Annotated in this window: 19 protein-coding genes; 10 read left to right on the top strand and 9 right to left on the bottom strand. The window is 70.9% G+C overall.

Annotation, left to right across the window (positions count from 1 at the left end; genetic code table 11):
* The first annotated feature begins 8 nt into the window (after positions 1-8).
* Positions 9-965 (top strand): glycosyltransferase family 2 protein, encoded by a 957-nt coding sequence (locus tag ACPPVO_RS07055; protein ID WP_426510449.1) that lies wholly within the window; start codon positions 9-11, stop codon positions 963-965.
* Here the strand turns inward: ACPPVO_RS07055 and ACPPVO_RS07050 are convergent.
* Positions 962-1,648, bottom strand: a complete 687-nt coding sequence (locus tag ACPPVO_RS07050; RefSeq protein ID WP_426510448.1) for a polysaccharide deacetylase family protein — start codon at positions 1,646-1,648, stop codon at positions 962-964. The genes ACPPVO_RS07055 and ACPPVO_RS07050 overlap by 4 nt on opposite strands.
* Positions 1,641-2,855 carry a glycosyltransferase family 4 protein gene (locus ACPPVO_RS07045; RefSeq protein ID WP_426510447.1) on the bottom strand — a complete coding sequence of 405 codons (1,215 nt, stop codon included), beginning with the start codon at positions 2,853-2,855 and terminating at the stop codon, positions 1,641-1,643. Before ACPPVO_RS07045 ends, ACPPVO_RS07050 begins: the two co-directional genes overlap by 8 nt.
* 191 nt (positions 2,856-3,046) lie before the next feature.
* Between ACPPVO_RS07045 and ACPPVO_RS07040 the strand changes: the two genes are divergently transcribed.
* Positions 3,047-3,676 (top strand): acyltransferase, encoded by a 630-nt coding sequence (locus ACPPVO_RS07040; RefSeq protein WP_426510446.1) that lies wholly within the window; start codon positions 3,047-3,049, stop codon positions 3,674-3,676.
* Here ACPPVO_RS07040 and ACPPVO_RS07035 read toward each other — a convergent pair.
* Entirely contained in the window at positions 3,667-4,305 is a 639-nt protein-coding gene (locus ACPPVO_RS07035) for a hypothetical protein (RefSeq protein WP_426510445.1), read from the bottom strand. The two genes, ACPPVO_RS07040 and ACPPVO_RS07035, sit on opposite strands and share 10 nt — an antisense overlap.
* A 216-nt stretch (positions 4,306-4,521) precedes the next feature.
* On the opposite strand from ACPPVO_RS07035, the gene ACPPVO_RS07030 reads away from it, so the two are divergent.
* From ACPPVO_RS07030 to ACPPVO_RS07015, 4 genes are read left to right on the top strand one after another with little or no spacing between them, the layout of a single operon-like run.
* Positions 4,522-5,460, top strand: a complete 939-nt coding sequence (locus ACPPVO_RS07030) for a Wzz/FepE/Etk N-terminal domain-containing protein (protein ID WP_426510444.1) — start codon at positions 4,522-4,524, stop codon at positions 5,458-5,460.
* 1 nt (position 5,461) lies between these two features.
* Positions 5,462-6,895, top strand: coding sequence for an O-antigen ligase family protein (locus ACPPVO_RS07025; RefSeq protein ID WP_426510443.1), 1,434 nt, complete (start codon positions 5,462-5,464; stop codon positions 6,893-6,895).
* Entirely contained in the window at positions 6,892-8,370 is a 1,479-nt protein-coding gene (locus ACPPVO_RS07020; RefSeq protein ID WP_426510442.1) for an oligosaccharide flippase family protein, read from the top strand. The genes ACPPVO_RS07025 and ACPPVO_RS07020 overlap by 4 nt, the downstream gene beginning before the upstream one ends.
* Before the next feature lie 11 nt (positions 8,371-8,381).
* The gene (locus ACPPVO_RS07015) at positions 8,382-9,188 is read left to right on the top strand and encodes a glycosyltransferase family 2 protein (protein ID WP_426510441.1); all 807 of its coding nucleotides are present in this window, start codon (positions 8,382-8,384) and stop codon (positions 9,186-9,188) included.
* Between the two features lie 49 nt (positions 9,189-9,237).
* Here the strand turns inward: ACPPVO_RS07015 and ACPPVO_RS07010 are convergent, their stop codons facing one another.
* From ACPPVO_RS07010 to ACPPVO_RS06985, 6 genes are all read right to left on the bottom strand, one after another.
* Positions 9,238-10,281 carry a glycosyltransferase gene (locus tag ACPPVO_RS07010; protein WP_426510440.1) on the bottom strand — a complete coding sequence of 348 codons (1,044 nt, stop codon included), beginning with the start codon at positions 10,279-10,281 and terminating at the stop codon, positions 9,238-9,240.
* Positions 10,282-10,365: 84 nt separating this feature from the next.
* Positions 10,366-13,557 carry a DUF4082 domain-containing protein gene (locus ACPPVO_RS07005; RefSeq protein ID WP_426510439.1) on the bottom strand — a complete coding sequence of 1,064 codons (3,192 nt, stop codon included), beginning with the start codon at positions 13,555-13,557 and terminating at the stop codon, positions 10,366-10,368.
* A gap of 235 nt (positions 13,558-13,792) precedes the next feature.
* The gene (locus ACPPVO_RS07000) at positions 13,793-14,917 is read right to left on the bottom strand and encodes a biotin/lipoyl-containing protein (RefSeq protein ID WP_426510438.1); all 1,125 of its coding nucleotides are present in this window, start codon (positions 14,915-14,917) and stop codon (positions 13,793-13,795) included.
* Positions 14,918-14,938: 21 nt separating this feature from the next.
* Complete coding sequence (locus ACPPVO_RS06995) at positions 14,939-15,946, bottom strand: alpha-ketoacid dehydrogenase subunit beta (RefSeq protein ID WP_426510437.1); 1,008 nt, start codon at positions 15,944-15,946, stop codon at positions 14,939-14,941.
* Positions 15,943-16,929, bottom strand: a complete 987-nt coding sequence (locus ACPPVO_RS06990; protein WP_360368995.1) for a thiamine pyrophosphate-dependent dehydrogenase E1 component subunit alpha — start codon at positions 16,927-16,929, stop codon at positions 15,943-15,945. Before ACPPVO_RS06990 ends, ACPPVO_RS06995 begins: the two co-directional genes overlap by 4 nt.
* Before the next feature lie 235 nt (positions 16,930-17,164).
* Positions 17,165-18,358: a hypothetical protein gene (locus ACPPVO_RS06985; RefSeq protein WP_426510436.1), complete on the bottom strand. Its 1,194-nt coding sequence runs from the start codon at positions 18,356-18,358 to the stop codon at positions 17,165-17,167.
* Positions 18,359-18,774: 416 nt separating this feature from the next.
* On the opposite strand from ACPPVO_RS06985, the gene ACPPVO_RS06980 reads away from it, so the two are divergent.
* The 4 genes from ACPPVO_RS06980 to ACPPVO_RS06965 are packed head-to-tail and all read left to right on the top strand — an operon-like array spanning position 18,775 to position 23,124.
* A complete protein-coding gene (locus tag ACPPVO_RS06980; protein WP_426510435.1) occupies positions 18,775-19,845 on the top strand; it encodes a Gfo/Idh/MocA family protein in 1,071 nt (356 codons plus the stop codon).
* Complete coding sequence (locus ACPPVO_RS06975; protein WP_426510434.1) at positions 19,845-20,849, top strand: NAD-dependent epimerase/dehydratase family protein; 1,005 nt, start codon at positions 19,845-19,847, stop codon at positions 20,847-20,849. The genes ACPPVO_RS06980 and ACPPVO_RS06975 overlap by 1 nt, the downstream gene beginning before the upstream one ends.
* A complete protein-coding gene (locus tag ACPPVO_RS06970; RefSeq protein ID WP_426510433.1) occupies positions 20,846-22,012 on the top strand; it encodes a DegT/DnrJ/EryC1/StrS family aminotransferase in 1,167 nt (388 codons plus the stop codon). The genes ACPPVO_RS06975 and ACPPVO_RS06970 overlap by 4 nt, the downstream gene beginning before the upstream one ends.
* Positions 22,009-23,124, top strand: coding sequence for a DegT/DnrJ/EryC1/StrS family aminotransferase (locus tag ACPPVO_RS06965; RefSeq protein ID WP_426510432.1), 1,116 nt, complete (start codon positions 22,009-22,011; stop codon positions 23,122-23,124). The genes ACPPVO_RS06970 and ACPPVO_RS06965 overlap by 4 nt, the downstream gene beginning before the upstream one ends.
* Positions 23,125-23,130: the final 6 nt, after the last annotated feature.

The following is a 23,130-nucleotide window of genomic DNA, read 5'->3' as shown; positions in this document are numbered from 1 at the left end:
AGGAAGCCGTGGAAGGCACCGACGCTTCGGTCGCGGTGGTCGTGGTCACCTACAACAGCGAGAAGCTGCTGCCGGCCCTGATGGCGTCGCTCGGCGCCGGCCTGGACGGCGTGCCCTGGCACCTGACGGTCGCGGACAACGCGTCGGCCGACGGTACCGTCGAGGCGCTGCGCCGGCTCGCACCGGAGGCCACCATCGTCGAGATGGGCCGCAACGCCGGCTACGCCGCGGGCATCAACGCCGCCGTGGCGGTGGCCGGGCCGCACACCGCCGTCCTCGTGCTGAACCCGGACGTCCGGCTCGGGCCCGGCTGCATCCGCACGCTGCTGGACACGCTGCGCACGCCCGGCACCGGGCTGGCCGTCCCCCGCATCGAGGACGGCACCGGCCGACTCATACCTACCCTGCGCCGCGAACCTTCCATCCCGCGCATCCTCGGCGACGCCCTGCTGGGCGCGCGCCGGGCCGGGAAGTTCCCGGTCCTCGGCGAGGTGATCACCGACGACCGGTACTACGAGGAGGCGCGCTTCGCCGACTGGGCCGAGGGCTCCACCATGCTGGTCAGCCGGGAGTGCTGGGAGCGGTGCGCGCCCTGGGACGAGTCCTTCTTCCTGTACTCCGAGGAGACCGACTTCGCCCTGCGCGCCCGCGACGCCGGCCTCGGCACCCGGTACAACCCGGCCGCCCGGGCGGTGCACCTGGAGGGCGACTCGCGGGTCTCGCCCCGGCTGTGGGCGCTGCTGACGACCAACCGGGTCCGGCTCTACCGCCGCCGGCACTCGGTCGCGGCCACCGCGGTCTACTGGTCGGTGCTCCTGCTGCGTGAGTCCAGCCGCGCCGTCACGGGCAAGCCGCAGAGCCGCACGGCCGTACGGTCGCTGCTGAGCCCGAGCCGCCTGCGCGAGACGCCCGGCCCCTGGACCGTGCACCCCTCGGTGCCCCGCCCCGCCCCGGCCCGCGGTTAACGCAGGCGCTTGACGGTCCCGGCCAGCGCGTTGCGTGTGCGCATGGCCGGGGACCGGCTGGCCGCGATCTGGGCGCGGAAGGTCTCCGGGGTGTCGCCGCGGCGGATGCTGAAGCGCGGCTGCAGCCACCGGCCCCGGCGGGCGTAGCGGCGGTCGCTGGTGAACACCTCGGTGTAGCCGAGCCGGCGCAGCTCGCCCAGAGCCTGGCGGTCGTACCGCCCCAGCGGGCACGCCGCCCGGCGCACCGGCGCCCCGATCACCTCGGCGATCAGGTCCCGGGCCGCCTCGAACTCGTCCCGGCGGGTGTCCGCGTCCAGGCCGCGCCACGGGCGGTGGTGCATCCCGTGGGTGCCGACGCCCATGCCGTGGTCCCGCAGCTCCCGCACGGCGTCCGCGTCGAGGCTGCCGGGCGAGCGCAGCCGGCCCGCCAGCACGAAGAAGTCGGCGGTGAGGCCGCGCTCCAGCAGCGCCGGCAGGCCGACGGTCAGGTCGGAGGTGTTGCTGTCGTCGAAGCTGAGCCGCAGCGCCGGCAGGGCACCCGCGGACGAGGCGCTCACCACGTCGTCGAGGACTCGGTGGAACGTGTCCACGTCGATCCAGTACACGTCCTCGCCCGGCTCGAGCTCGCGCTCCGGCCGGCCCACGCCGTGGAACAGGACGTTCAGGACCTCGCCGTCAGCCATTCGCGGCCGTGCTCCGGCGCAGCCGCTTGGCCAGCAGGCGGCTCCAGACCTCGATGTACCCGCGGCTCTGGTGCTCCCAGGACAGCTCTTGGGCGAAGCGGGCCAGCCCGGCCTCCCGCATCCGGCCGCGGGCGGCCGGGTCGTCCAGCAGCGCGTCGATGGCGGCCGCGTACTCGTGGGCGGTGCCGTGCTCGACGTACACCGCGGCCTCGGCCGCGCTGCGCCGCGTCTCGATCAGGTCCGCCGCGACGACGGGAACGCCGCGGCCGAGGTACTCGACCGTCTTGGCCATTGTGGACAGGTTGTTCATCCGGGTCGGCAGGTCCGGCTGGATGGCGACGGTCGCCTTGCGCAGCAACGCGTCGATCGCCGGGCCCTCGAGCCAGCCCGTGAACTCCACCACGCTGCCGAGGCCGCGGTCGGCCGCGAGCTTGGTCAGGGCGGGCAGGCTCTCGCCGTCGCCGGCGATGACCATCCGCCAGTCGTTGCGGGGCCGGAGCCGGGTCAGCTCGTCGGCGGCCAGGACCGCGCCCTCGACGTTGTCCTGCGGGCCGAGCACGCCGAGGTAGACGATCGTGTGCTCGCCGGGCGACGGCTCCGGCTCGCCGGGCCTGATCTCGCTCGCGCTGGGCCCGTTGCGCACGACGGTCACCTTCTCCGGCTTCACGCCGCGGGCGAGCGCGTTGCTGCGGTACGACTCGTTGGTCGCGAACACGGCGGTCGCGGTGCGCAGCGTGAGCCACTCGAACGCGACGAGCGTGTTGTACACCGCGCCGACCGGCGTTCCGGAGCGCGTGGCGTAGACCTCGGGGCACAGGTCGTGGTGGTCGAACACCCACGGCCGGCCGATCGCCCGGAACAGCAGCGCCAGGGGCCAGTAGATGTCCGGCGGGTTGCACACCTGCACCGCGTGGGCCCGGCCGGCGAAGATCTCGCCCAGCAGCCGGAAAGCGACGCACAGGAACGACCACGCGAACTCGAACGCGAAGGTCAGCACGCCGCTGCCGTACACCTTGACCGGGTACGGCTTCAGGCGGGTGCCCCGGCTGTTCGGCAGGATCTTCAGCTTCGGGTCCCCCCGCGGGGCGATGACGGTGACGTCGAACCCGTTCGCCTCGAGGCTCAGGCACTCGCGAATGACGCGACGGTCTCGCTCAGCGGGCAGGTTGGCCACGAGGATGGTGACCTGTGGCCGAGCGCTTGGCATGGTTGGGATCGCCTCGTTCCGCCGATGAGACATGAGAATACGGATGTACGCTGCGCGACCACCCAGGCGAAAACAATGGGCCGGTCAGTCGCCGCCGTGTCGCCTTTCTTACATCGGCCGCACCGTTCGGGAAGCCACGGGCGTTAGTATGCCGCGTCCGGTATCAGTCGAGCACGAAACGCAGGTGACTCATGCACGAGGTGGACGAGAACACGCGGCCCGCCCGCGTCATGGCGAGCGCGGACGTCGACGAGCGCGCGGAGCTCGGCGCGGGTACCACCGTATGGCACCTGGCCCAGGTCCGCGAGGAGGCCCGGCTCGGCCGCAACTGCATCATCGGCCGCGGCGCCTACGTCGGCCCCGGGGTGCGCATCGGCGACAACGTGAAGCTGCAGAACTACGCCCTGGCCTACGAGCCGGCCGTCCTGGGCGACGGCGTCTTCATCGGCCCGGCGGCGGTGCTGACCAACGACACCTACCCGCGGGCGGTGACGCCGGAGGGCCGGCTCAAGACGGGCGAGGACTGGGAGGCCGTCGGCGTGGTGATCGGCGACGGCGCCGCCATCGGGGCCCGGGCGGTCTGCGTCGCGCCGGTGACCGTCGGGCGCTGGGCGCTCGTCGCGGCCGGGGCCGTGGTCGTCTCCGACGTGCCCGACTACGCCCTGGTGGTCGGGGTGCCGGCCCGCCGGATCGGCTGGGTGGGCCGCGCCGGCGTGCGCCTGGAGGCGAAGGGGGACGGGCAGTTCACCTGCCCCGAAACCGGCACGGAGTATGTCGAGACGGACGGACGGCTGCGCGAGGCCGGGGACGCTCAGTCCTGATCCGCCACCGCGGCCTCACCGCGCCGGCGCCGGATGATCTCGTCGACCCACAGCGGCACCGCCAGGGTGCCCAGCCCGCCCAGGAAGGCCGAGCCGATCAGCGCCCGCTGGGACGAGTGCGACAGCTCCACGACGCTCGCGGCCACCAGGGTGGAGACGGTGAAGCGCAGGTCCTGCCGCACGTTCCAGCGGTCCTGCAGCTCCTTGAGCTTGTCGGTGTAGGCCGCCGTCAGGATCCGCAGCGCGCGGAGCGCGCCCTCCTCGCTGTCGGTGGTGTTGGTCACCGTCAGCGAGGAGATGATGTAGCGCGGCTCCTGGTTGGTGCCCGTGTTGCGCGGCGCGAACTCGTACGTGCCGGTGACGCCGGCCCGGCGGAACTCCGCCTCGAACGCCGGCGTGCGCAGGCTTGTCGCGACGGCCGCGGCGGTGACGGCGACGGAGGGGTACAGCCCGGTCAACGGGTTCGGCGCATCGGGCGAAACCGGGTACTTCACCACGAGTACCTCGGAGGCCAGGTACACGGGGGTGACCCGCGCGGCCTGGTAGCCGAGCGCGGCGGTCAGCACCACCCCGACCACCACGACGTACCAACGCCGGCTCAGCGCCCGCAGGACGTCGGTCATGTACATCTGGCGGACGCTCCTCTCCGACTGCCGAACGGTACCCAAGTGCGGCCAATGGTGACATGATGGCGTCCCGGTTCGCCAAGAACCCGACTCACCTAGAGCTAGCCGACTCACCCACGGGCCGTATAGCGTGTTGGCCGAGCGCTGGCCGCCGCCTCATGTCCGGAATCGAGGCACGCGCGAGCACAGACGCTTTCTGAAGGGACTTGGAGGGGGGCCATGGACCTCGGCGAGATCCTTCGGGTATTGCGTCAGCGCTGGGTGCTCGTCGTGCCGATGTTCGTGCTGGCGATCGGGGCGGGTGTGGCCGCGATGGTCTACGTGCCCAACACCTACGAGTCGTACACCACGGTGAGCCTGCTGAGCTCGCCCATGGCCACGACCGTCGCCACCAAGGGCAACGACAACCCGTTCATGACGTTCGACGCGTCGTTGATCGCCACCGCCGACTTCCTCGGCCGCAGCCTGCAGTCCACCGACGCGGTGGAGGAGCTGAAGGACCGGGGCGTCACCGAGAAGTACGCGGTGTCGCTCGCCGACGGCGCGCAGGGCCCCTTCCTCACCTTCACGGTCACCGGCTCCGACAAGGCGCACGTGCGGGCCTCGACCTCGACGCTGGCGAGGTTCGCGCAGGAGAAGCTGACGGAGATCCAGCAGAACAACGGCGTCAAGACGCAGGACATGATCCGTATGACGGAGATCGTCCCGCCGCAGACGCCGGAGACGAAGTCGAAGAAGAAGATCGAGGTCGTCCTCGCCGCGACCGGCGGCATGATCGCGCTGACGCTGCTGGTGACGTTCGTGCTGGAGAGCATGAGCCGGAACAAGGCGCGCCGCACGGCCGGGGACCGGAAGCCCGGCTCGTCGGCGCAGGCGGACACGGCGGCGCCGGTCGCCGCTTCGGCCACGGCCTCGGTCGCGGCGGTGACGTCGTTGCCGCGCCCCAACCCGATCTCGGTCACGTGGTCCGACGTGCCGTTCGACCAGACTGTCGTGCTCGACATGGACTCCAAACGCGCCGGCGCCGAGGGGGCCGACCGCCCGGGCGAGACCGACCAGACCGTCGTGATCAAGATGCCGGTCAAACCCGGCGGCTCGGACTCGCGGGGCCGGGGCGACACCGGCTCGGCCAAGGGCCGTTGGGGCTCGGCCCGCTGAAGTGGTCGCCGTCGTCCCGCCGTCGAACCAGCCCCAGCAGCCGAGCCCGACCGAGGCGACGGTCGTGCTGCCGGTGTCCGTCGGTCCCGTTCGCGGGCACGCCGCGCCGGGGGTGCTGCGGCGCCTCGGCTCGATCTACACCTCGCGCCGCACGGCGCGCGGACGGGGCCCGGCCACCATCCTGTCCATCTACATCGTCCTGCTGCTGCTGATCCCCTCCCGGATCGTGCTGCCCGGCGTGGGCGCGACCGGCACCATCGCCAACGTCTTCATCCTCGCCTCACTCGTCTGGTACGGCGTCAGCTGGCTGATGCGCCGGATCACGCCGGCGCGGTACACCCGGCTCCCCCGGCTCGCGATGTTCTTCTTCGCCGTGGCGGTGCTGCTGAGCTACATCGCCGCCGCCCGCCGCGACAGCTCGGCGCTGGAGTCCAGCGCGGCCGACCGGGCCCTCATCCAGCTGGTGACGTGGTTCGCCGTGGTGCTCATCGCGACCTCGTTGCGGGAGTACGCGGACCTGGAGCGCCTGCTGCGCATCTTCGTGCGGTGCGCGGCCGTCATCGGCGCCGTCGCGATCCTCGAGTTCCTCTTCAAGACCAGCCTGACCGCGTGGATGACCCTCCCGGGCTTCTCCAACAGCGGCCCGGAGCTCATCACCCGGGGTGATTTCGTCCGGCCGACGTCGACGGCCGCCAACACCCTCGAGCTCGCCACCGTCATGGCGCTCGCCCTGCCGTTCGCGCTGCAGCAGGGGTTCAACCCGGTGAGGAAGGGCCTGGTCCGCAACTGGCTGCCGGTCGCCGTCATCGCCATGTCCGCCGTGATGACGGTGTCGCGCACGTCAGTCATCGGGCTGGCCCTCGTGTTCCTCACCCTGCTGCCCACCTGGCCGGCGAAGCGCCTGCTGCCGACGATGGGCGCGCTCACGCTCGGCGTCGGCTTCTCCTCCGTCGCGTTACCGGGCCTGATCGGCACCGTGGTGGGGCTCTTCTCGGCCATGCTCAACGGCGGCGACAACAGCACGAACTCGCGCACCGCGACGTCGGCGGTGATCTCGCAGTACTTCGACGAGCGCCCCTGGACCGGCCGGGGCTACGGCACCTTCCTGCCCCTGATGTACCGGTACACCGACAACGAGTACCTGCTGGCGCTGGTCGAGATGGGCATCCTGGGCGTGGCCGCCGTCGTGCTCGTCTACATCGTGACCCTGCATTGCGGCGGCGCGGGACGGCGGCGCTTCGCCGACCCGGCGCGCCGCGAGACCGGGCAGGGCTTCGCCGCGGGCGGGTTCGTGATGCTGGTCGTCACGGCGACCTTCGACACGCTCAGCTTCCCGATGGTCGCCGGGCTGTCGTTCCTGATGATGGGGCTCGCCGGGGCGTACCTCGGCATGGCTCGCCAAGACCAGATGCTGAGAGGGGAACCGTCGCTGTGACGGAGCTGAACCGGAAGGTCGCGTCCGCGGCCCGCTGGAGCCTCATCAACACCGTCGTACGCCGGGTCGGCACCTTCGCCAGCGGCGTGGTGCTGGCGCGGTTGTTCTTCGGGCCGCGCGAGTGGGGCCTCTACGCCGTCGGTCTGCTGGTGCTGGCCATGCTGCTGTCGCTCAACGAGATGGGCGTGAGCCTCGCGCTGGTCCGCTGGGAAGGCGACATCAAGCGGTTCGCGCCGACGGTACTCACCCTGTCAACGGCGTCGAGCACGGCCTTCTACGTCCTGTTGTACGTCACCGCGCCCACGGTCGCCCGGCTGCTGGGCTCCCCCGACGCCACGCTCATGCTCCGCCTGCTGTGCATCAGCGTCATCATCGACGGCATAGCCTGCGTGCCCCTGGCGAAGCTGAACCGCGAGTTCGAGCAGTTCTGGCGGACCGCGGTCGACATCCTCAACTTCGCGGTGAACACCGCCGTGACGATCGTGCTCGCGGCCATGCACGTCGGCGCGATCGCCTTCGCGTGGGGCTCGCTGGCCGGCAACATCGTCGCGCTGGTGGGCTTCTCGCTGGCCGCCCCGGGCATGCTGCGGTTCGGCTGGAACCGGCAGCAGGCCAAGGAGCTGTACAAGTTCGGCCTCCCGCTCGCCGCGGCCAGCCTGCTGACGCTGGGCATCGTCAACCTCGACTCGGTGGTCGTCGGCTCGATCCTCGGCCCGGCCGCGCTGGGCCTGTACGCCATGGCCTTCAACATGTCCAGCTGGCCGGTGCGGATGGTCTCGGAGACGGCGCGGCGGGTGTCGTTCGCGGGCTTCTCGCGGCTCGCCGACTCCCCGGCCGAGTTCGCGGCCGGCTTCACCCGGGCCCTGTCGCTGGTCGTCGCGGCCTCGGTGCCGATGTGCGTGCTGCTCGGCGTGCTCGCCGACCCGGTCATCCGGTTCGTGTACGGCGACCAGTGGGGCGGCGCCGCGATGGCCCTGCAATGGCTGGTCGTGCTCGGCTTCGTCCGGGTGACCGTGGAGCTCGCATACGACGGCATCGCCGCGCGCAAGCGCAAGACCCTGATGCTGATGCAGGGCTGGTGGCTGTTCTCGCTGGTGCCGGTCCTGATCTGGTTCGCGCACGTGTGGGGCATCGACGGCGTGGCCGCCGGCCAGGCCCTCGTCGCGGGCCTCCTCGTCGCGCCGGTGTTCCTGTTCGTGCTGTCCGGCCTGGGCATCCGGGCCGCCGGCGTGGCCCGCGTGTGCGTCCTGCCCTTCCTCGGCGGCCTCGCGATGGGCGTGGCCGCCTGGGCCGTGCACCGGCTCGCCGGCGGCGGGTTCCTGGGCCTGGCCCTGGCCGGCGTGGCCGGCCTGGCCGTCTACCTGCCGTTCGTCCTGCCCCTGCTGCGCAGCCTGCGCGCCAAACCGCAACCCCTGGAACCGTCCCCGATCTCCGAACCGGCGGTCCTGGCGACCGCCGCGCCCGAAGTTCTCTAGGGAGAGCCACGATGATCAGCTCGGTCAAGCGACGGCTGCGCGCCCGTTACGGATGGCTGCCGTTGGAGGAGATGCGCAACAAGGTGGTGCTGGGTCACACGGCCGTCGGCCTGCGCCGCTTCGAGGACTCCGAGGTGCGGCGGCTGCTGGCCACGCTGCCCGGGGGCCGGCGGCCCCAGGCGCGCGTGGCCACCGTGGTGCTCACCTACAAGCGCCCCGAAGGGCTCGTGCGGGCCGTGGAGTCGGTGCTCGCCCAGACGGTGCGGGACCAGGTCGTGGTCGTGGTGGACGACGGCGGCGGCGGCCTGCCCGAGCTGCCGGCCGATCCGCGCCTGCACGTGGTGAGCCTGCGGCACAACATCAACGTGCTCGGCGTCAGCCGCAACATCGGCATGCGCCTGACCGACTCGCAGTTCGTCGCGTTCCTGGACGACGACAACGCCTGGCACGCCAACCACCTGGAAGTGGCGCTGGCGCGGCTGGACGGCCCGGAGCCGGCCGAGTCGCGGCCGGACGCGGTGTACACGGCGATGCGCCGGGTGACCCCGGACGGGGTCGAGCGCGACGTCCTGTCGGTGCCCTTCGACCGGAAGCTCGCCTGGGAGCGGTGCTTCCTCGACTCGAACCCGTTCGTGGCCCGGCGCAGCGCGGACCTGCGCTTCAGCCGCCTGCGGCGGAAGTCCTCGGTGGCGCCGAAGGAGGACTGGGAGCTGATCTACCGGTTCAGCCGCAACCACCGGGTCGAGCACATTCCCGAGGCGACTGTCGACTACGTCGTGAACCCCAACAGCTACTGGACGAACTGGGAACCGGCCTGACCGGCTGACGACAATGTGTCCCCGTGCTCGAGCACGGGGACACATCCGTTCAGATGCCGCGGCGCTTCCAGGACTGCCACCACAGCCACTCGCGGCCCTTGTGCGCGACCGCGGACAGGACCAGGGGCTGCAGGTAGGGCATCGCGGCCGGGCCGATCTGGCGGCGCACCCGCAGGCCCCGGTACTCCGGCAGGCTGCGGTACTCGGGCCAGCACTCCGCCGCGAACTCGATGAGCTCGTCCAGCGGCACGGTGGTCGTGCGGCCGCGGTCGTACGCGCGCACGACGCGCCGCAGCGCGAACCGGGCCAGCCGGCGGTGCACGACGGCGTCGAGCTCCGCGGCGTTGGGCAGCAGCGAACCGCAGCGGGTCAGGACGGCCTCGTAGGCGGCCTTGCGCTGCCGCAGGTCGTCCAGCTGCCCGGCGTAGTCGGTGAGCGACATGTTGTCGCCGTGCAGCCGGTAGTAGGCCTGGTCCGCGCGCACGTAGCCGACGTCGGCGTGGGCGGCCAGGCGCATCCACATCTCGATGTCGCCCGCGTGCGGCAGATCGACGTCGTAGCCGCCGACCTGGTGCTGCAGCTTGGTGCGGACCACCACCTCGGGTGACGTGATGCAGCCGGTGCCCTCGCGGAACCGCCGCTCCAGCCACCAGTGCCCCGGCCAGACGCTGGTGCCGCGGTCGTCGGTCCGGGCCGGCGGCGGGGGCCCGGGATGCTGGAAGTGCACCGGGTGCCCGTAGACGAAGCCCACGTTCGGGTTGGCGTCCAGCAGGGCCACGGCGCGGGTGAGCGCGCCCGGGGTCAGCAGGTCGTCGGCCGAGAGCAGCACGCAGTAGTCACCGTCGGCCCACTCCATCAGGCCTTCGTTGTACGTCGCCGTGTGCCGCTTGTTCTGCTCGTGGACGAGGACCTCGACCCGCGGGTCGGCCGCCGCGATCGCCCGGGCCTTGTCGGCCGAGTCGTCCGGGGAGGCGTCGTCGATGATCAGGACCCGGACGTCCACCCCCGGGTTGGTGTCGACGACGCTGCTCACACAGTCGGCGAGGTAGTGGCCGTAGCGGTAACACGGGATGACCACACTGACCGAGCTCATCTGCCACCTTAACGATGTCGCGCGACATTTACGGTTCACAGAGAAATGGCCCGCACCCGGAAGGGTGCGGGCCATTTCATCGTCTCACGAGGTCGTGAACGTCACGTCGACCCAGTAGTTGTTGGAGTTCCAGGTCGATGTCGGGAAACCGACGTTGTTGCTGAGCAGGAACAGTCCGTTGTGCCCCGTCGCCGAGTCGGCGACCGCGGTCAGCGGATAGGACACCTGCGGCTGCGTGAAGTAGCCGGCGTCGTAGGCGTAGTGACCGACCTCGGTGTGGTACGACACGACGTACACCGTGTCGGCCGTGACCGCCACCGGCGTGGCGAACGTCAGGGTCTGCCACCCGGACGCCGACTCACCGGTGAAGGTGCCCGTCGCCAGCTGCTGCCCGGTGTTGGACCACAGCGACCCGGTGTGCGTGCCGGTGTTCTCGGCGCTCTTGTAGAACCGGACGCCGGTGATGTGGCCGTCCACCGCCGAGGTGAACCGCATGCCCAGCTCCAGCGAGTTGACCTCGCCGGCGCTCGGGTTGGCCGGGACCGCCGCGTTGGACCAGACCGAGCACGGGCAGGTCACCTGCGAGCTGCCGCCCGTGGTGAACGACCAGACCGTTGGGCTCGTCATCGCGTTGCCCCAGGCGTCGGTGGCCTGCACCGATGCCTGGTACGCGGTGGACGGGGCCAGCACGCTGGTCGGCTGCAGCGTCGCCACCCGGCTGTTGCCGTCGTAGCCGACCGAGGCCGGAACCGCCGCGCCGCCCGGCCCGGTGAGGCTGAACTGGATGGCCGACGGGTTGAGGTCCTGGCTGAAGGTCGCCGTCACCGCGGTGTTGATGCCGACCGCCGTCGCGTTGGCGGCGGGCGTGCGCGCCGTCACGGTGGGCGGGTTCTGGGTGCCGGCGTGGTTGTCGATGACGACGTCGACCCAGTAGTTGGTGTCGTTCCAGCTCTGGTTCGGGAAGCCGCCGCCGGTGCCGTACTTGTAGACGCCGTTGGAGCCGGAGACGCCCGACTGCAGCAGCTGCACGGCGGTCTGACCGGCGCCGTGGTTGGCGAAGTAGGCGCTGTCGTACGAGTAGTGCCCGGTCGGCGTGTAGTACGAGACGATGTACGTGGTGTTCGCGGCGATCGGCACCGGGTTGGCGAACGTCAGCGTCTGCCAGCCCGTGGCGGTCTCACCGCTGAACGTGCCCGAGGCCAGCAGCTGGCCGCTGGAGTTCCAGAGCTTGCCCACGTGGGTGCCGGTGTTGGTGCTCGCCTTGTAGAACTTCACGCCGAGCACCTGGCTCGCGGCCGGTACCCGGAACTTCGCGCCCAGCTCGTTCGGCGAGGCGTCGAAGGAGTCGGCGTTCGTCGGCTCGGCCGAGCTCGGGAAGGCGGTGCAGGGGCACTGCTGCGACCCGACGGTCACCGACAGGCTCGCGACCGGCCCGATGTTCAGGCTGTCGTCCGACGCGCGGACCTTGATGGTGGCCGCGCCCTGCGTGGTGGGCGTCCAGGTGTAGCTCCAGGTGCCCAGCCCGTTGGCCGGCTTCCACGTGGTGCCGCCGTCGACGGAGATCTCGACGCGGCCGACGTGCCCGCCGCCGCTGTCGGCGACGGTGCCGGTGACGTTGACCGGGCTCAGCAGCGGCACGGTGCTGTTGGCCGCGGGCGACGTGACCGTCACCGTCGGGCCGGTCGTGTCGGTGGACTTCGCGGCCAGGGTGAGCCCGGCCATCAGGGTCACCGGCTGCGCGCTCATGTCGGCGAGGATGTTGACCGTCGCCTGCTGCATCTTCTTGTCCTCGGTGCTGGTCGGCCCCGAGTGGAAGGCGCTCAGGCCCCACGCCCACTGGACCGTGCCGGCCCCGAACACCAGCGCCTTCGACGTCTGGTCGCGGTAGGCCATCAGGCTGTGCGTCGCGAGGCCGTTGCCGTAGTTGTTGCCGTGGTCCGGGTCGAGCAGCAGCGTGTCGTTGGTGATGCTGATCGTGGTCGAGGAGAACGCGACGGCGCCCGCCGGGCGGACCGAGTTCTCGGCGTCCGAGTCCCACTCGTAGCCGAGCGACCCGGCCGTGAGCGTGGCCGACTGGCCCGACTGCAGGTTGTTGATGGCGCTGATGCCGCGCCAGAGCCGGAGGTCCTTGTACGCCGCCGGCACCGTGATCGCGTCCGACCGGTAGCCGTTGACCGAGAACAGCGTGCCGGTGAGCTGGTTCTGCGGCTTGTTGCCGCCGTGCCCGGCGCCGTCCGTGTCGGCCCACGTCCCGGTCCACTGACCGCTCGGGTCGGCGGTGCCGTTGGGCGGCGTCTGGCTCAGCTTGGTCGACTTGTAGCAGACGAGCGTCCGGTCGGCGGCCGCGCCGCTGGCGATGGAGGGCTCGAAGCGGGTCCGCCAGAACACCTCGTTGCCGCTGAAGAACGCCAGGTTGACCCCGGCGGTGCGGGCCGCGGAGACGTGGTCCCACTGGCCCTGGTTCCAGTACTCGTCATGCCCGGAGGACATGAAGACCTTGTGGTTGAGCAGCAGCGAGGCGCTGTTCGTCACGTCGACCGAGGCGGCGTAGCTGACGTCGTACCCGTTGCGCTCCAGGAACTGGATCATCGGGAACTCGGTCGAGAAGATGCCGTTGTCCCCGGCGGTGCGCAGCGGCCGGTTGTAGCTCACCTTGTAGGCGCGGCCGTCGAGGGCCGGGCCGCCGCCCTGGTACAGGCTCTGGCCGCCCCACTCGTTGTAGGCCTGCCAGGTCTGGTCGGACGTCTGCACCAGGATGTCGGAGTGGCTCGAGCTGCTGCCCACGACGAACGGGTAGGGCATGAACCCGTTGTTGTCCAGCTGGTCCAGCATCAGCAGGTAGACGCCCGAGACGGCGTCGGACGGCACGGTCCAGGAGACGTTCGTGGTCCAGTTGCCGCAGTCGACCAGGCCGGTGCCGGAGTCGTGCAGGCAGGGGTCCTGGGTCTTCTTCGGGAAGCTCTGGGTCGGCGAGGTCGGCATCTTGCGGGCGCCGAGGCCGCCGTAGTACCCGAGCCGGTAGATGGACACCCGGAAGTCCGAGGCCGGCGAGGTCACCTTGGCCTGCAGCGTCTCGCCCGGCTGCACGCTCGACTTGGTGGTGAAGCCCTCGATGTCGCCCCAGGAGTTCTCCGAGTACCAGTCCTCGACGGGGGAGCCGGGCTTCGAGTTCTCGCAGACGATCGGATTGGACCCCGAGCCGCACGGGTCCAGGGTCGCAGCATTACTTGCGGACGGTACGCACGCGATTGCTGCGACGATGACCGCAGCCGCCAAGCCGGTTATGAACCGAGACCTCATGTCTTCGCCCTATTTCCGTAACGACGTCATCATCCGTAGCACCCGCAACCCCAGGACTCGTTCGGGAGCTTACGGCCTGCATGCTGAAAGACAAGAATTTATCGCATGTGAGCTGCCGACCAGCTGTCGGATTTCTTCGCATCAACGTCGGCCGGAAGCAGCCGTACGGCCTATGCGACCCGGCCATTGGGATATGTCCGGGCGTGCAATTTCACGAAGAGCGACGGGGCACCACGGTGGTGGTGACGACCTTCGTCTTGACGGCGTGGTTCGCCGGTACCGACGTGACGATCACCGCCCCCGACGCGACCTGGACGGCGTCGCCGAGCACGACGTTCGGCTCGATGAAGATGCCGGTGCCGAGCCGGATCCGGTCGCCCAGGGTCACCTTGCCCGAGGAGACGCAGCTCGGTCCGGTCGCGTTGTCCGAGCCGATGACACTGTGGTGGTCGAAGGAGTTGTACGCGGACAGGAAATTGTTGTCCCCCATGCGCACGCCCGTACCGAGGTGGCCGAACGCACAGATAATGTTGCCCTGACCGATTACCACGTCGGTGGCGATCTTGGCGGTCGGGTCGATGGCGTTGGCGAGCGGAATCGCCGCCTCCGCGCAGAGCTTGCGGAACCGGGCCCGGGTGTCCACCGACGTGCCGATCGCGATGATTGCCGCATCGTAGACGCCCGCGGCGAACAGCGCCGCGAGCCGGTCGGTGCCGCCGACGATCGGCACGCCCGCGACCTCCGCGCCCCAGCGGCCGGGGTCGTCGTCCAGGATCGCCACCGCCTGCTGGGTCGGCACCTGGCTGAAGATGTCGATGACCTGGGTCGCACCCAGGGCGCCGCCGATGACGAGGATGCGGGACACGCCGGGCTCCGTCGCGAGAGCCGCCGGCATCGTCGTGTAGTCCACGGTGACCGGCGCGGACGCGGCCGCCTCGACGTCCTTGACCGTGATCAGGCGCGAACCATCGAATGTGGACAGATCGACGCCCAGCTCCCGCGCCCGCTCGACCGCCTTGACGGTCGCCCGGACCTCGGCCGGAGCGGCGGCGCGGGCGTCGGCCTCCGCGGCCAGCCGGTCGGAGTACGCGGTGAGGCCGGCGGCGTCGTCGAAGAGCATCGCCACCGGCTCCGCCAGCGGCACCTCCTGGCCCTTGCGGGCCAGGTGCAGCAGGATGCCCGGCTCGGGGGCGTACACCTCCAGCACCGCCTTGCTGGTCTCGACCTCCACGAGCAGGGCGCCGGCCTCGACCTTGTCGCGGTCGTCGACGAACCACGTCACGACGATGCCGTGCTCGCTGTTGACGTCGTTGGTCGGAACCAGGACTGGCTTCACGCTCTGTCTCCTCTTGTGCTCTCAGGCGGCGGCGCGGATGGCCGACTCGATCTGCTCCTCGCCGACCAGCAACCGGCTCTCCTGCCGCTTCGACGACGGGATCACCGTGGGAGCGCTGGCGACCACCTTGACCGGCCGGCGCAGCGCGCCGAACAGCCGCTCGGAGATGATCGCGGCGGCCTCGGTCCCCCAGGACCATCCGCTCGCGCCCTCCTCGACGGTGATGAGCTGCCCGGTGGCCCGCACCGACCGCTCCACCGGGGCCCAGTCCATCGGGGCGATCTGGGCCGGCACGAGCAGCTCGGCGAAGATCTCCTCCTCGACGGCCAGCCGCTCGATCACGCGGGCCGCCAGCAGGGCCTGGTAGCCGTACGCGAGCACGGTCATCGAGCAGTCCTCCCGCGGCACGGCGGAGAGCCGGACCGTCGGCAGCGCACCCGGGCCGGCGTCGTGGGAGGCGAGCAGGTCGCCCACCATCCCGCCGCTGGGCAGCGTGAGGTGCTGCGGGTAGAGCAGCTTGTGCTCGATGTACAGCACCGGGCTGTCCTGGCCCAGGAAGTCGGCGAAGACCGTCTTCGGGTCGTGGTAGAGCGAGGCCGCGACGACCCGCAGGTGCGGTACGCCGAGGAAGTGCTTCTCCAGGCTCTGGCTGTGCGTCGGCCCGTAGCCGCGGTGGCCGCCCGAGGGCGCCCGGATCACGACCGGGCAGGTGGCCTGGCCGGCGTACATGGCCTGGTACTTGACGATGTGGTTGACGACCTGGTCGAACACGAGCGTCAGGAAGTCGCCGAACATGATCTCGGCGATCGGCCGGTAGCCCGCCAGCGCGAGCCCGGCCGAGATCCCGGCGACGGCGCCCTCGCTGATCGGGGTGGTCCGGACCCGGGCCGGGAAGTCCGTCGAGAGGCCGCGCGTCACCTTGAACGCGCCGCCGTACGGGTCGGCGATGTCCTCGCCGAGCACCACCACGCGCGGGTCGGTGCTCAGGCTGGTCCGCAGGGCGTCACCCAGCTCCTTGGCGAAGATCACGGCAACGCCCTCGCCGTCGCGACCACCTCGGCCAGTGCGGTCTCGACCTCGTCGTCGATCGCGCGCCGGTCGGCCTCGCCGAGCCGGCGACCGTGCACCACCAGCGGCTCCACGAGCCAGTGCGCGGCGATCTCCTCCTCGGGACGCTCGTCGTCGCTCTTGGAGTGGTGGCACAGCCGGTAGGTGTGGATGAGCAGCACGCGGGGGCCGCCGCCGGCCCGCACCGCGTCGAGCTCGGCGCGGGCGAGCTCGCTCAGCTCCACCACGTCGGTGCTGTCGACCTCGCGGACCGGGATGTCGAACGCCTCGAACCGGGCGGCCATGCTGCCGGCGAGGTTCGCCTCGACCGGGGTGCTCTGGGCCCAGCGGTTGTCCTCGCACACCACCAGCAGCGGCAGGCGCCACAGGGAGGCCATGTTCAGCGTCTCGTACACCGCGCCCTCACCGAGGGTGCCGTCGCCGATGAACACCACGCTCACCATGCCGGAGCCGTCCAGCTGGCCGGCCATCGCGATGCCCGCGGCCGCCGGGACGATGCCGCCCTGCACGCCGTTGGACTTGAACCCGGGGGCGCAGATGTGCTGGCTGCCGCCGATGCCGTGGCACATGCCCGCCTCCTTGCCCATGATCTCGGCGAGCAGGCCCAGCGCGTCGCCGGTGCGGGCGAGGTAGTGGCCGTGGCAGCGGTGGTTGCTGAACACGTGGTCGATGTCGGCGAGGTGCTCCATCACGGCCACCGCGTCGGCCTCCTGGCCGATGCAGGCGTGCGTGGTGCCGTTGAGGGCGCCCTCCTCGAAGAGCGACAGCAAGGTCTCCTCGAACCGCCGGATGAACCGCATCCGGCGGTAGAGCCGGTGCTCGTCCGGTTCGCCGGGCCGGCCGGTCAACCGCTCGTCGGTCGCCGGGGCGGCCGCGAAGCCGGGGTCCTGGACCCCGGGTCCGGCGTGGTCGATCCGGGTCGGCGGGGGCGCCGTCGACACCATGGGCTTTCCTTCCTCAGCGCGATCGCGACAACGTAGGAGGCATGAGTGGGACCGGCGCCCCATCACCGGCGGCCGGCCGCGGGCCACGTTACCCGGCGCCCGGCTCGGTAAGGGTCGGCCTTTCAGCGTAGAAAACGGCCTGGACAAGTCGTGAATCGGACTCGCCGGGCGCGTTTTGTCGTGTGCACCACCCGGGCGCCGCGGCACGACTTCCGGCGGCGCCGTTCGAGGGCGCTCACTTGGGCTGCTGTACCGCCTCGGCGGATGGCGTTCCGTCGATGGACCCGGCCACGTTGTCGGCCCATTCCGCATACGTCACCTTGCAGCCCCCGCCGCAGCCGCCCGTGTGACCCCAGTGCGTGGGGCCGAAGACGTTGCCGCGCACCCGCAGGCCCACGCCGTCCTGGGCGTAGAAACCGTACGCGCCGAGCGAGATGAAGCTGTCGGTGACACTGTAGTTGGTCAGCGACGAGCCGCCGGCGCTCTGCGTGAAAAGCACCGCGGTGATCGCCTGCCAGTAGTTGGGGATCTCGGCGCCCGTGTAGGCGTCGACCCCGGGCTCCAACCGGCTGTGACTGATGTCCAGCGGGCCGCTGCCGCCGTACGGGAACACGCCGCCGGTGTGCGCCGCCGAAGGGTCGGTCAGGTTGGCGATGTAGTTGTCGTGCAGCCAGCTGTTCTCAATCTTGACGTTCTGCCCGCACAGGCACATCCCGCCGGTATTGGCCACGTCGACCTTGTTCAGGTGAATCGTGCAGGTTTCGCAGTCATTGATCGCGTGGTCATTGAGCGGCACGCTCTTCTGTCCCAGGCCGACCGGCTCGGGGCGAATTGTGGTGTTGGTGATGTTCAGGGTCAGTTTGCCCGAAGCGTTGGCGTTGACCAGGATCGCGCGATTCGTCGAGCCGGGCGGCGGCGCGATGATGGAGTTCGTGATGTTGACCGTGCCATGGCAGTCGGTACCGACGTAAATAAAGCCGTGGATGTACTTGTGATCGAGTGTGAGGTTCCCGCAGGTGTACAGGTTGTACGCCTTGCTCTGGCCGTCACTCGCCGCCAGTTCTTGATATCCGGACGGCACCGGAAGCTTCGCATCGGACTGCTTGTACTTGCCGACGCCGGGGGCGCCGACCGAGTACCGGGCCGGATACTTTCCGCCGCCGTTGCTGCCGCCGCCGGCGGCGCCCCCCGGCTTCGCGGCCGAGGCGCTCCCGGACGGCTTGGCACTGCCGAGGCCCGCCTTGCCGGGGTCGACACCATCGGCCGACGACAGGGCCGTGTCCGCGTCGCCCGACTGCCCGGCCAGGGCCGCGCACTGCTCGGCGGTCTGCCCCTCGGGGCAGGTCTTCGCCGGTGAGGTGCGGCCGGTAACCACCCACAGCCCGGCCCCCGCGAGAAGAAGCACGCCGGACGCGGCGATCAGGATCAATCCCCGGCGCCCCAGTCGCCTGCCCTTATTCGAGTGCACCATTGGCCATGTCCCCCTAAGGATGGCAAGCAAGCCTCGGCGGCCTCAAGTTCCAAAACCCGTCGCAGTGTATGCGACTTCGAATCCATGTCCATTCACGGGCTGCGCACGTGACACATGTCCGGCTGCACCCGCGCCGCGGCGTTGACCTCGCCACAGATACCATACACAGCAACGATCGTCGGTATTCACGGCGAATGATCAGGCCACCGGTCGTTGCGGGAAAAGGATCACTGTGCCAGATTTCCGTCAGTGGTGCTCCATTGCTTGACGGTGGCGGTAGCTTGCCCCTGCTGTGTGCGCCTCGCGCTCAACACGTTGTGCCAGAAATCGTCCGCCTCTCGGCCTATGTCGACTGTTGACCGAATCGAGCATCTGTGAATTCAACAAACGTCCAGGTTGACTCTCAGCCGATCGGCGTAGCCGTCGTTGGGGCCGGCTACTGGGGCCCGAACCTCGTACGCAACTTCATGGCGTCGCCGGCCTTCCGTCTGCAGGCCCTGTGTGACCTCGACGTGGCGCGTGCCCGGCGCGTGCTCGGCGGCTACTCCACCGTCGAGGCCACCTCGGACCTGAGCGCCGTGCTGGCCGACCCGGCCGTGCAGGCGGTCGCCATCGCCACCCCGGCGGGCACCCACCTCGACGTGGCGCTGGCCGCGCTGCAGGCGGACAAGCACGTCCTGGTCGAGAAGCCGCTGGCGGCCACGGTCGCCGAGGGCCGCCGGCTGGTGGCCGAGGCCGACGCGCGCGGCCTGGCCCTGATGTGCGACCACACGTACTGCTACACCCCGGCCGTCACGCGGATCCGCGAGGCCGTGCACAGCGGCGAGCTGGGCGAAGTGCACTACCTGGACTCGGTGCGGATCAACCTCGGCCTGGTGCAGCGCGACATCGACGTCATCTGGGACCTGGCCCCGCACGATCTGTCCATCCTGGACTACGTGCTGCCGGAGGGGGTCCGGCCGGTCACCGTCAGCGCGCACGGCGCGGACCCGATCGGCGCCGGCCGCGCCTGCGTGGGCTATCTCACGCTGCAGCTCAACACCGGCGCCATCGCGCACATCCACGTCAACTGGCTCTCGCCGATCAAGGTGCGCACGACGCTCGTCGGCGGCTCGAAGCGGACGCTGGTCTGGGACGACCTGAGCCCCACCCAGCGCATCGCCATCTACGACCGGGGCGTGGAGGTCGCCGCCCCGGACGAGCTGGCCCCCGACCAGCGCCGCGACATGCAGGTCTCGTACCGCTCGGGCGACATGCTCGCGCCCGCGCTGGTCGAGAAGGAGGCGCTCGGGCAGATGGTCGCCGCGTTCGCCTCGGCCATCCACACCGGCGTGCCGTCGCTCACCGACGGCCGGGCCGGGCTGCGGGTGCTGGAGATCCTGGAGGCGGCGTCGCGTAGCCTCGCCGGCGGCGGAGTGGCTGTTCCCCTGGAGGTTGAAAACTGATGGGCAAGGCATCTGTGCCGATTCGCGGCGCGCGCGTCCTGGTGACCGGGGGCGCCGGCACCATCGGCTCCCACGTCGTCGACCTGCTCGTGCGCGGCGGCGCCGCCGACATCGTGGTGCTGGACAACCTGGTCCGGGGCCGCCGGGCCAACCTGGCCTGGGCGAGCGCCAACGGCCCGGTCCGGATCGTCGAGGGCGACATCCGCGACGCCGCGCTGGTGCACGAGCTCAGCCAGGGCATCGACCTCGTCTTCCACCTCGCGGCCATCCGGATCACCCAGTGCGCCAGCGAGCCGCGCCTGGCCAACGAGGTGCTCGTCGACGGCACGTTCAACGTGCTCGAGGCGGCCCAGGCGGCCGGCGTGAAGAAGGTCGTCGCGTCCTCCTCGGCGTCGGTCTACGGCCTGGCCGAGCAGTTCCCGACCACCGAGCGGCACCACCCGTACAACAACGACACGTTCTACGGCGCGGCCAAGGCGTTCAACGAGGGCATGCTGCGCAGCTTCCACGCGATGTACGGGCTGGACTACGTGGCGCTGCGGTACTTCAACGTGTACGGCCCGCGCATGGACGTCCACGGCGTCTACACCGAGGTCCTGATCCGCTGGATGGAGCGCATCGAGTCGGGCACCCCGCCGCTGATCCTCGGCGACGGGCTGCAGACGATGGACTTCGTCCACGTCGCCGACATCGCGCGCGCGAACATTCTCGCCGCCGAGGCCGACGTGACCGACGACGTGTTCAACATCGCCAGCGGCGAGGAGACCAGCCTCAAGGAGCTGGCCGCCGCCCTCAGCGCGGTGATGAAGTCGGACCTGAGCCCCGAGCACGGGCCGGCCCGCGCGGTCAACGGCGTCACGCGGCGCCTGGCCGACATCTCGCACGCCGACGGCGGGATCGGGTTCCGGTCGCAGATCGGCCTGGACGAGGGCCTGCAAGGCCTGGTCGAGTGGTGGCGGGCCGAGCGCTTCGCCGACCAGGGCGCGGGCGGGGACGCCAAGTGAGCGCCACCATCCCGGTGATGATCCCGAAGCTGGGCGAGGAGGAGGCGCAGGCCGCCGCCGACGCCGTCCGCAGCGGGTGGGTCGCCCAGGGCCCGCGCGTCGCCGAGTTCGAGCGCTCCTTCAGCGCGCTGGTCGGCGCGGAGCACGGCGTGGCCGTCAGCTCGTGCACCACGGCGCTGCACCTCGCGCTCATCGCGCTCGGCGTCGGGCCGGGCGACGAGGTGATCGTGCCGTCGCTGTCGTTCATCGCCACCGCGAACGCGGTCCGCTACGTGGGCGCCACGCCGATCTTCGCCGACGTGGACATCGAGACCGGCAACGTGACCGTGGCGACGCTGGACGAGGTGCGCACGGCGCGCACCGCCGCGATCATCGCGGTGCACCAGGGCGGTCTGCCGTTCGACGTCCGGTCGCTGCGCCAGGCCGCGACCGGCTGGGGCATCCCCCTCGTCGAGGACGCCGCGTGCGCCGCCGGCTCCACCGCCTACGGGGCGCCGGTCGGCGCCGGCTCGCTGCTGTCGGCCTGGTCCTTCCACCCGCGCAAGGTCATCACGACCGGCGAGGGCGGCATGATCACGCTGGACGACGCGGACCGCGCGGCGCGGCTGCGGCGGCTGCGCGAGCACGGCATGAACGTCTCCGCCGCGGACCGGCACAAGAGCGCGCAGCCGATCCTCGAGGCCTACCTCGAGACCGGCTGGAACTTCCGGATGACCGACATCCAGGCCGCGGTCGGTCTGGTGCAGCTCGGCCGGCTCACCGGCCTGGTGGCCCAGCGGCGTCAGCTCGCCGCGCGCTATCAGGAGCTGCTCGCCGGCATCGACGGGCTGTGGGCGGTGCGCGACCCGGCGTACGGCGAGAGCAACTTCCAGTCGTTCTGGGTCCTGCTCTCCCCCGAGTTCGGGGTCACCCGCGACCAGGTGCTGACCGAGCTCGCCGCGGCCGGGGTCTCCGCGCGGCGCGGCATCATGGCCTCGCACCTGGAGCCGGCGTACCAGGACGTCGTGCCGCCGGCCGGGCTGCCGAACACCGAGCGGCTCACCCGCGACTCGCTCATCCTGCCGCTGCACCACGCCCTCACCGAGGACGACCAGGACCACATCGTCGGCGTCCTGCGCAAGCTCGCCGGATCGTTCCGTACCGTTGGGAGTACCGCTTCATGATTCCCCTTGTCGACCTGAAGGCCGCCCACGCCGAGGTCGCCGAAGACGTCGACCTCGGATTCAAGCGCATCATGGCCGACACCGCGTTCATCGGCGGCGCGGAGGTGACGGCCTTCGAGCGCGAGTACGCGGAGTTCAGCGGCGTCGCCCACTGCGTCGGGGTCGCGAACGGCACGGACGCGCTGGAGCTCGCGCTGCGCGCGGTCGGCGTCGGGCCGGGCGACGAGGTCATCCTGCCCGCGAACACCTTCATCGCCACCGCCGAGGCGGTGGCCCGGGTGCACGCGCGGGTCGTGCTCGTCGACTGCGACCCGGTCACCTACCTCATCGACGTCGACGCGGCGCTGGCCGCCGTCGGCCCGGCGACCAAGGCCGTCATCCCGGTCCACCTCTACGGCCAGCTCGCGCCGGTCGAGCGGCTGCGGGCCGGCCTGGCCGGCACCGGCGTGGTCATCGTCGAGGACGCCGCGCAGTGCCAGGGCGCGACGCGCTTCGGCGCGGGCGCCGGCGCGGAGGGCATCGCCGCGACGAGCTTCTACCCCGGCAAGAACCTGGGCGCCTACGGCGACGCCGGCGCGGTCGTCACCGCCGACGAGGCCCTCGCGGTCTCGGTGCGCACCATCAGCAGCCACGGCGGCCTGACCAAGTACGTCCACGACGTGATCGGGGTCAACAGCCGGCTGGACGCGCTGCAGGCGGTGGTCCTGCGGGCGAAGCTGAACCGCCTCGCCGGCTGGAACGCCGCCCGCCGGGCCGCCGCCGCGCGGTACGACGAGCTGCTCGAAGGGGTCGGCGTGACCCGGCCGGTGACGCTGGACGGCAACGAGCACGTGTGGCACCTTTACGTGGTGCGGGAGGCCAGTGCCGACGGCACGTCCACCCGCCGCGACGAGGTGCTGGCCCGGCTCAACGCCGCCGGCGTCGGCGCGGGCATCCACTATCCGTACCCGATCCACCTCACGCCGGCGTTCGCCGGCCTGGGGTACGCCAAGGGCAGTTTCCCGCACGCGGAGCGAGCGGCCGTGGAGATCCTGACCCTGCCGTTGTTCCCGCAGATCACGCCGCAGCAGCAGGAGGCCGTGGTGGAGGCGCTGCGGGCCGCACGAAGGTGAGACGCG

The organism is Dactylosporangium sp. McL0621 (assembly GCF_049995355.1).
GTDB lineage: Bacteria > Actinomycetota > Actinomycetes > Mycobacteriales > Micromonosporaceae > Dactylosporangium.
Note: the sequence above shows the minus strand (reverse complement) of the source record. Positions and strands in the feature narration are given on the sequence as shown.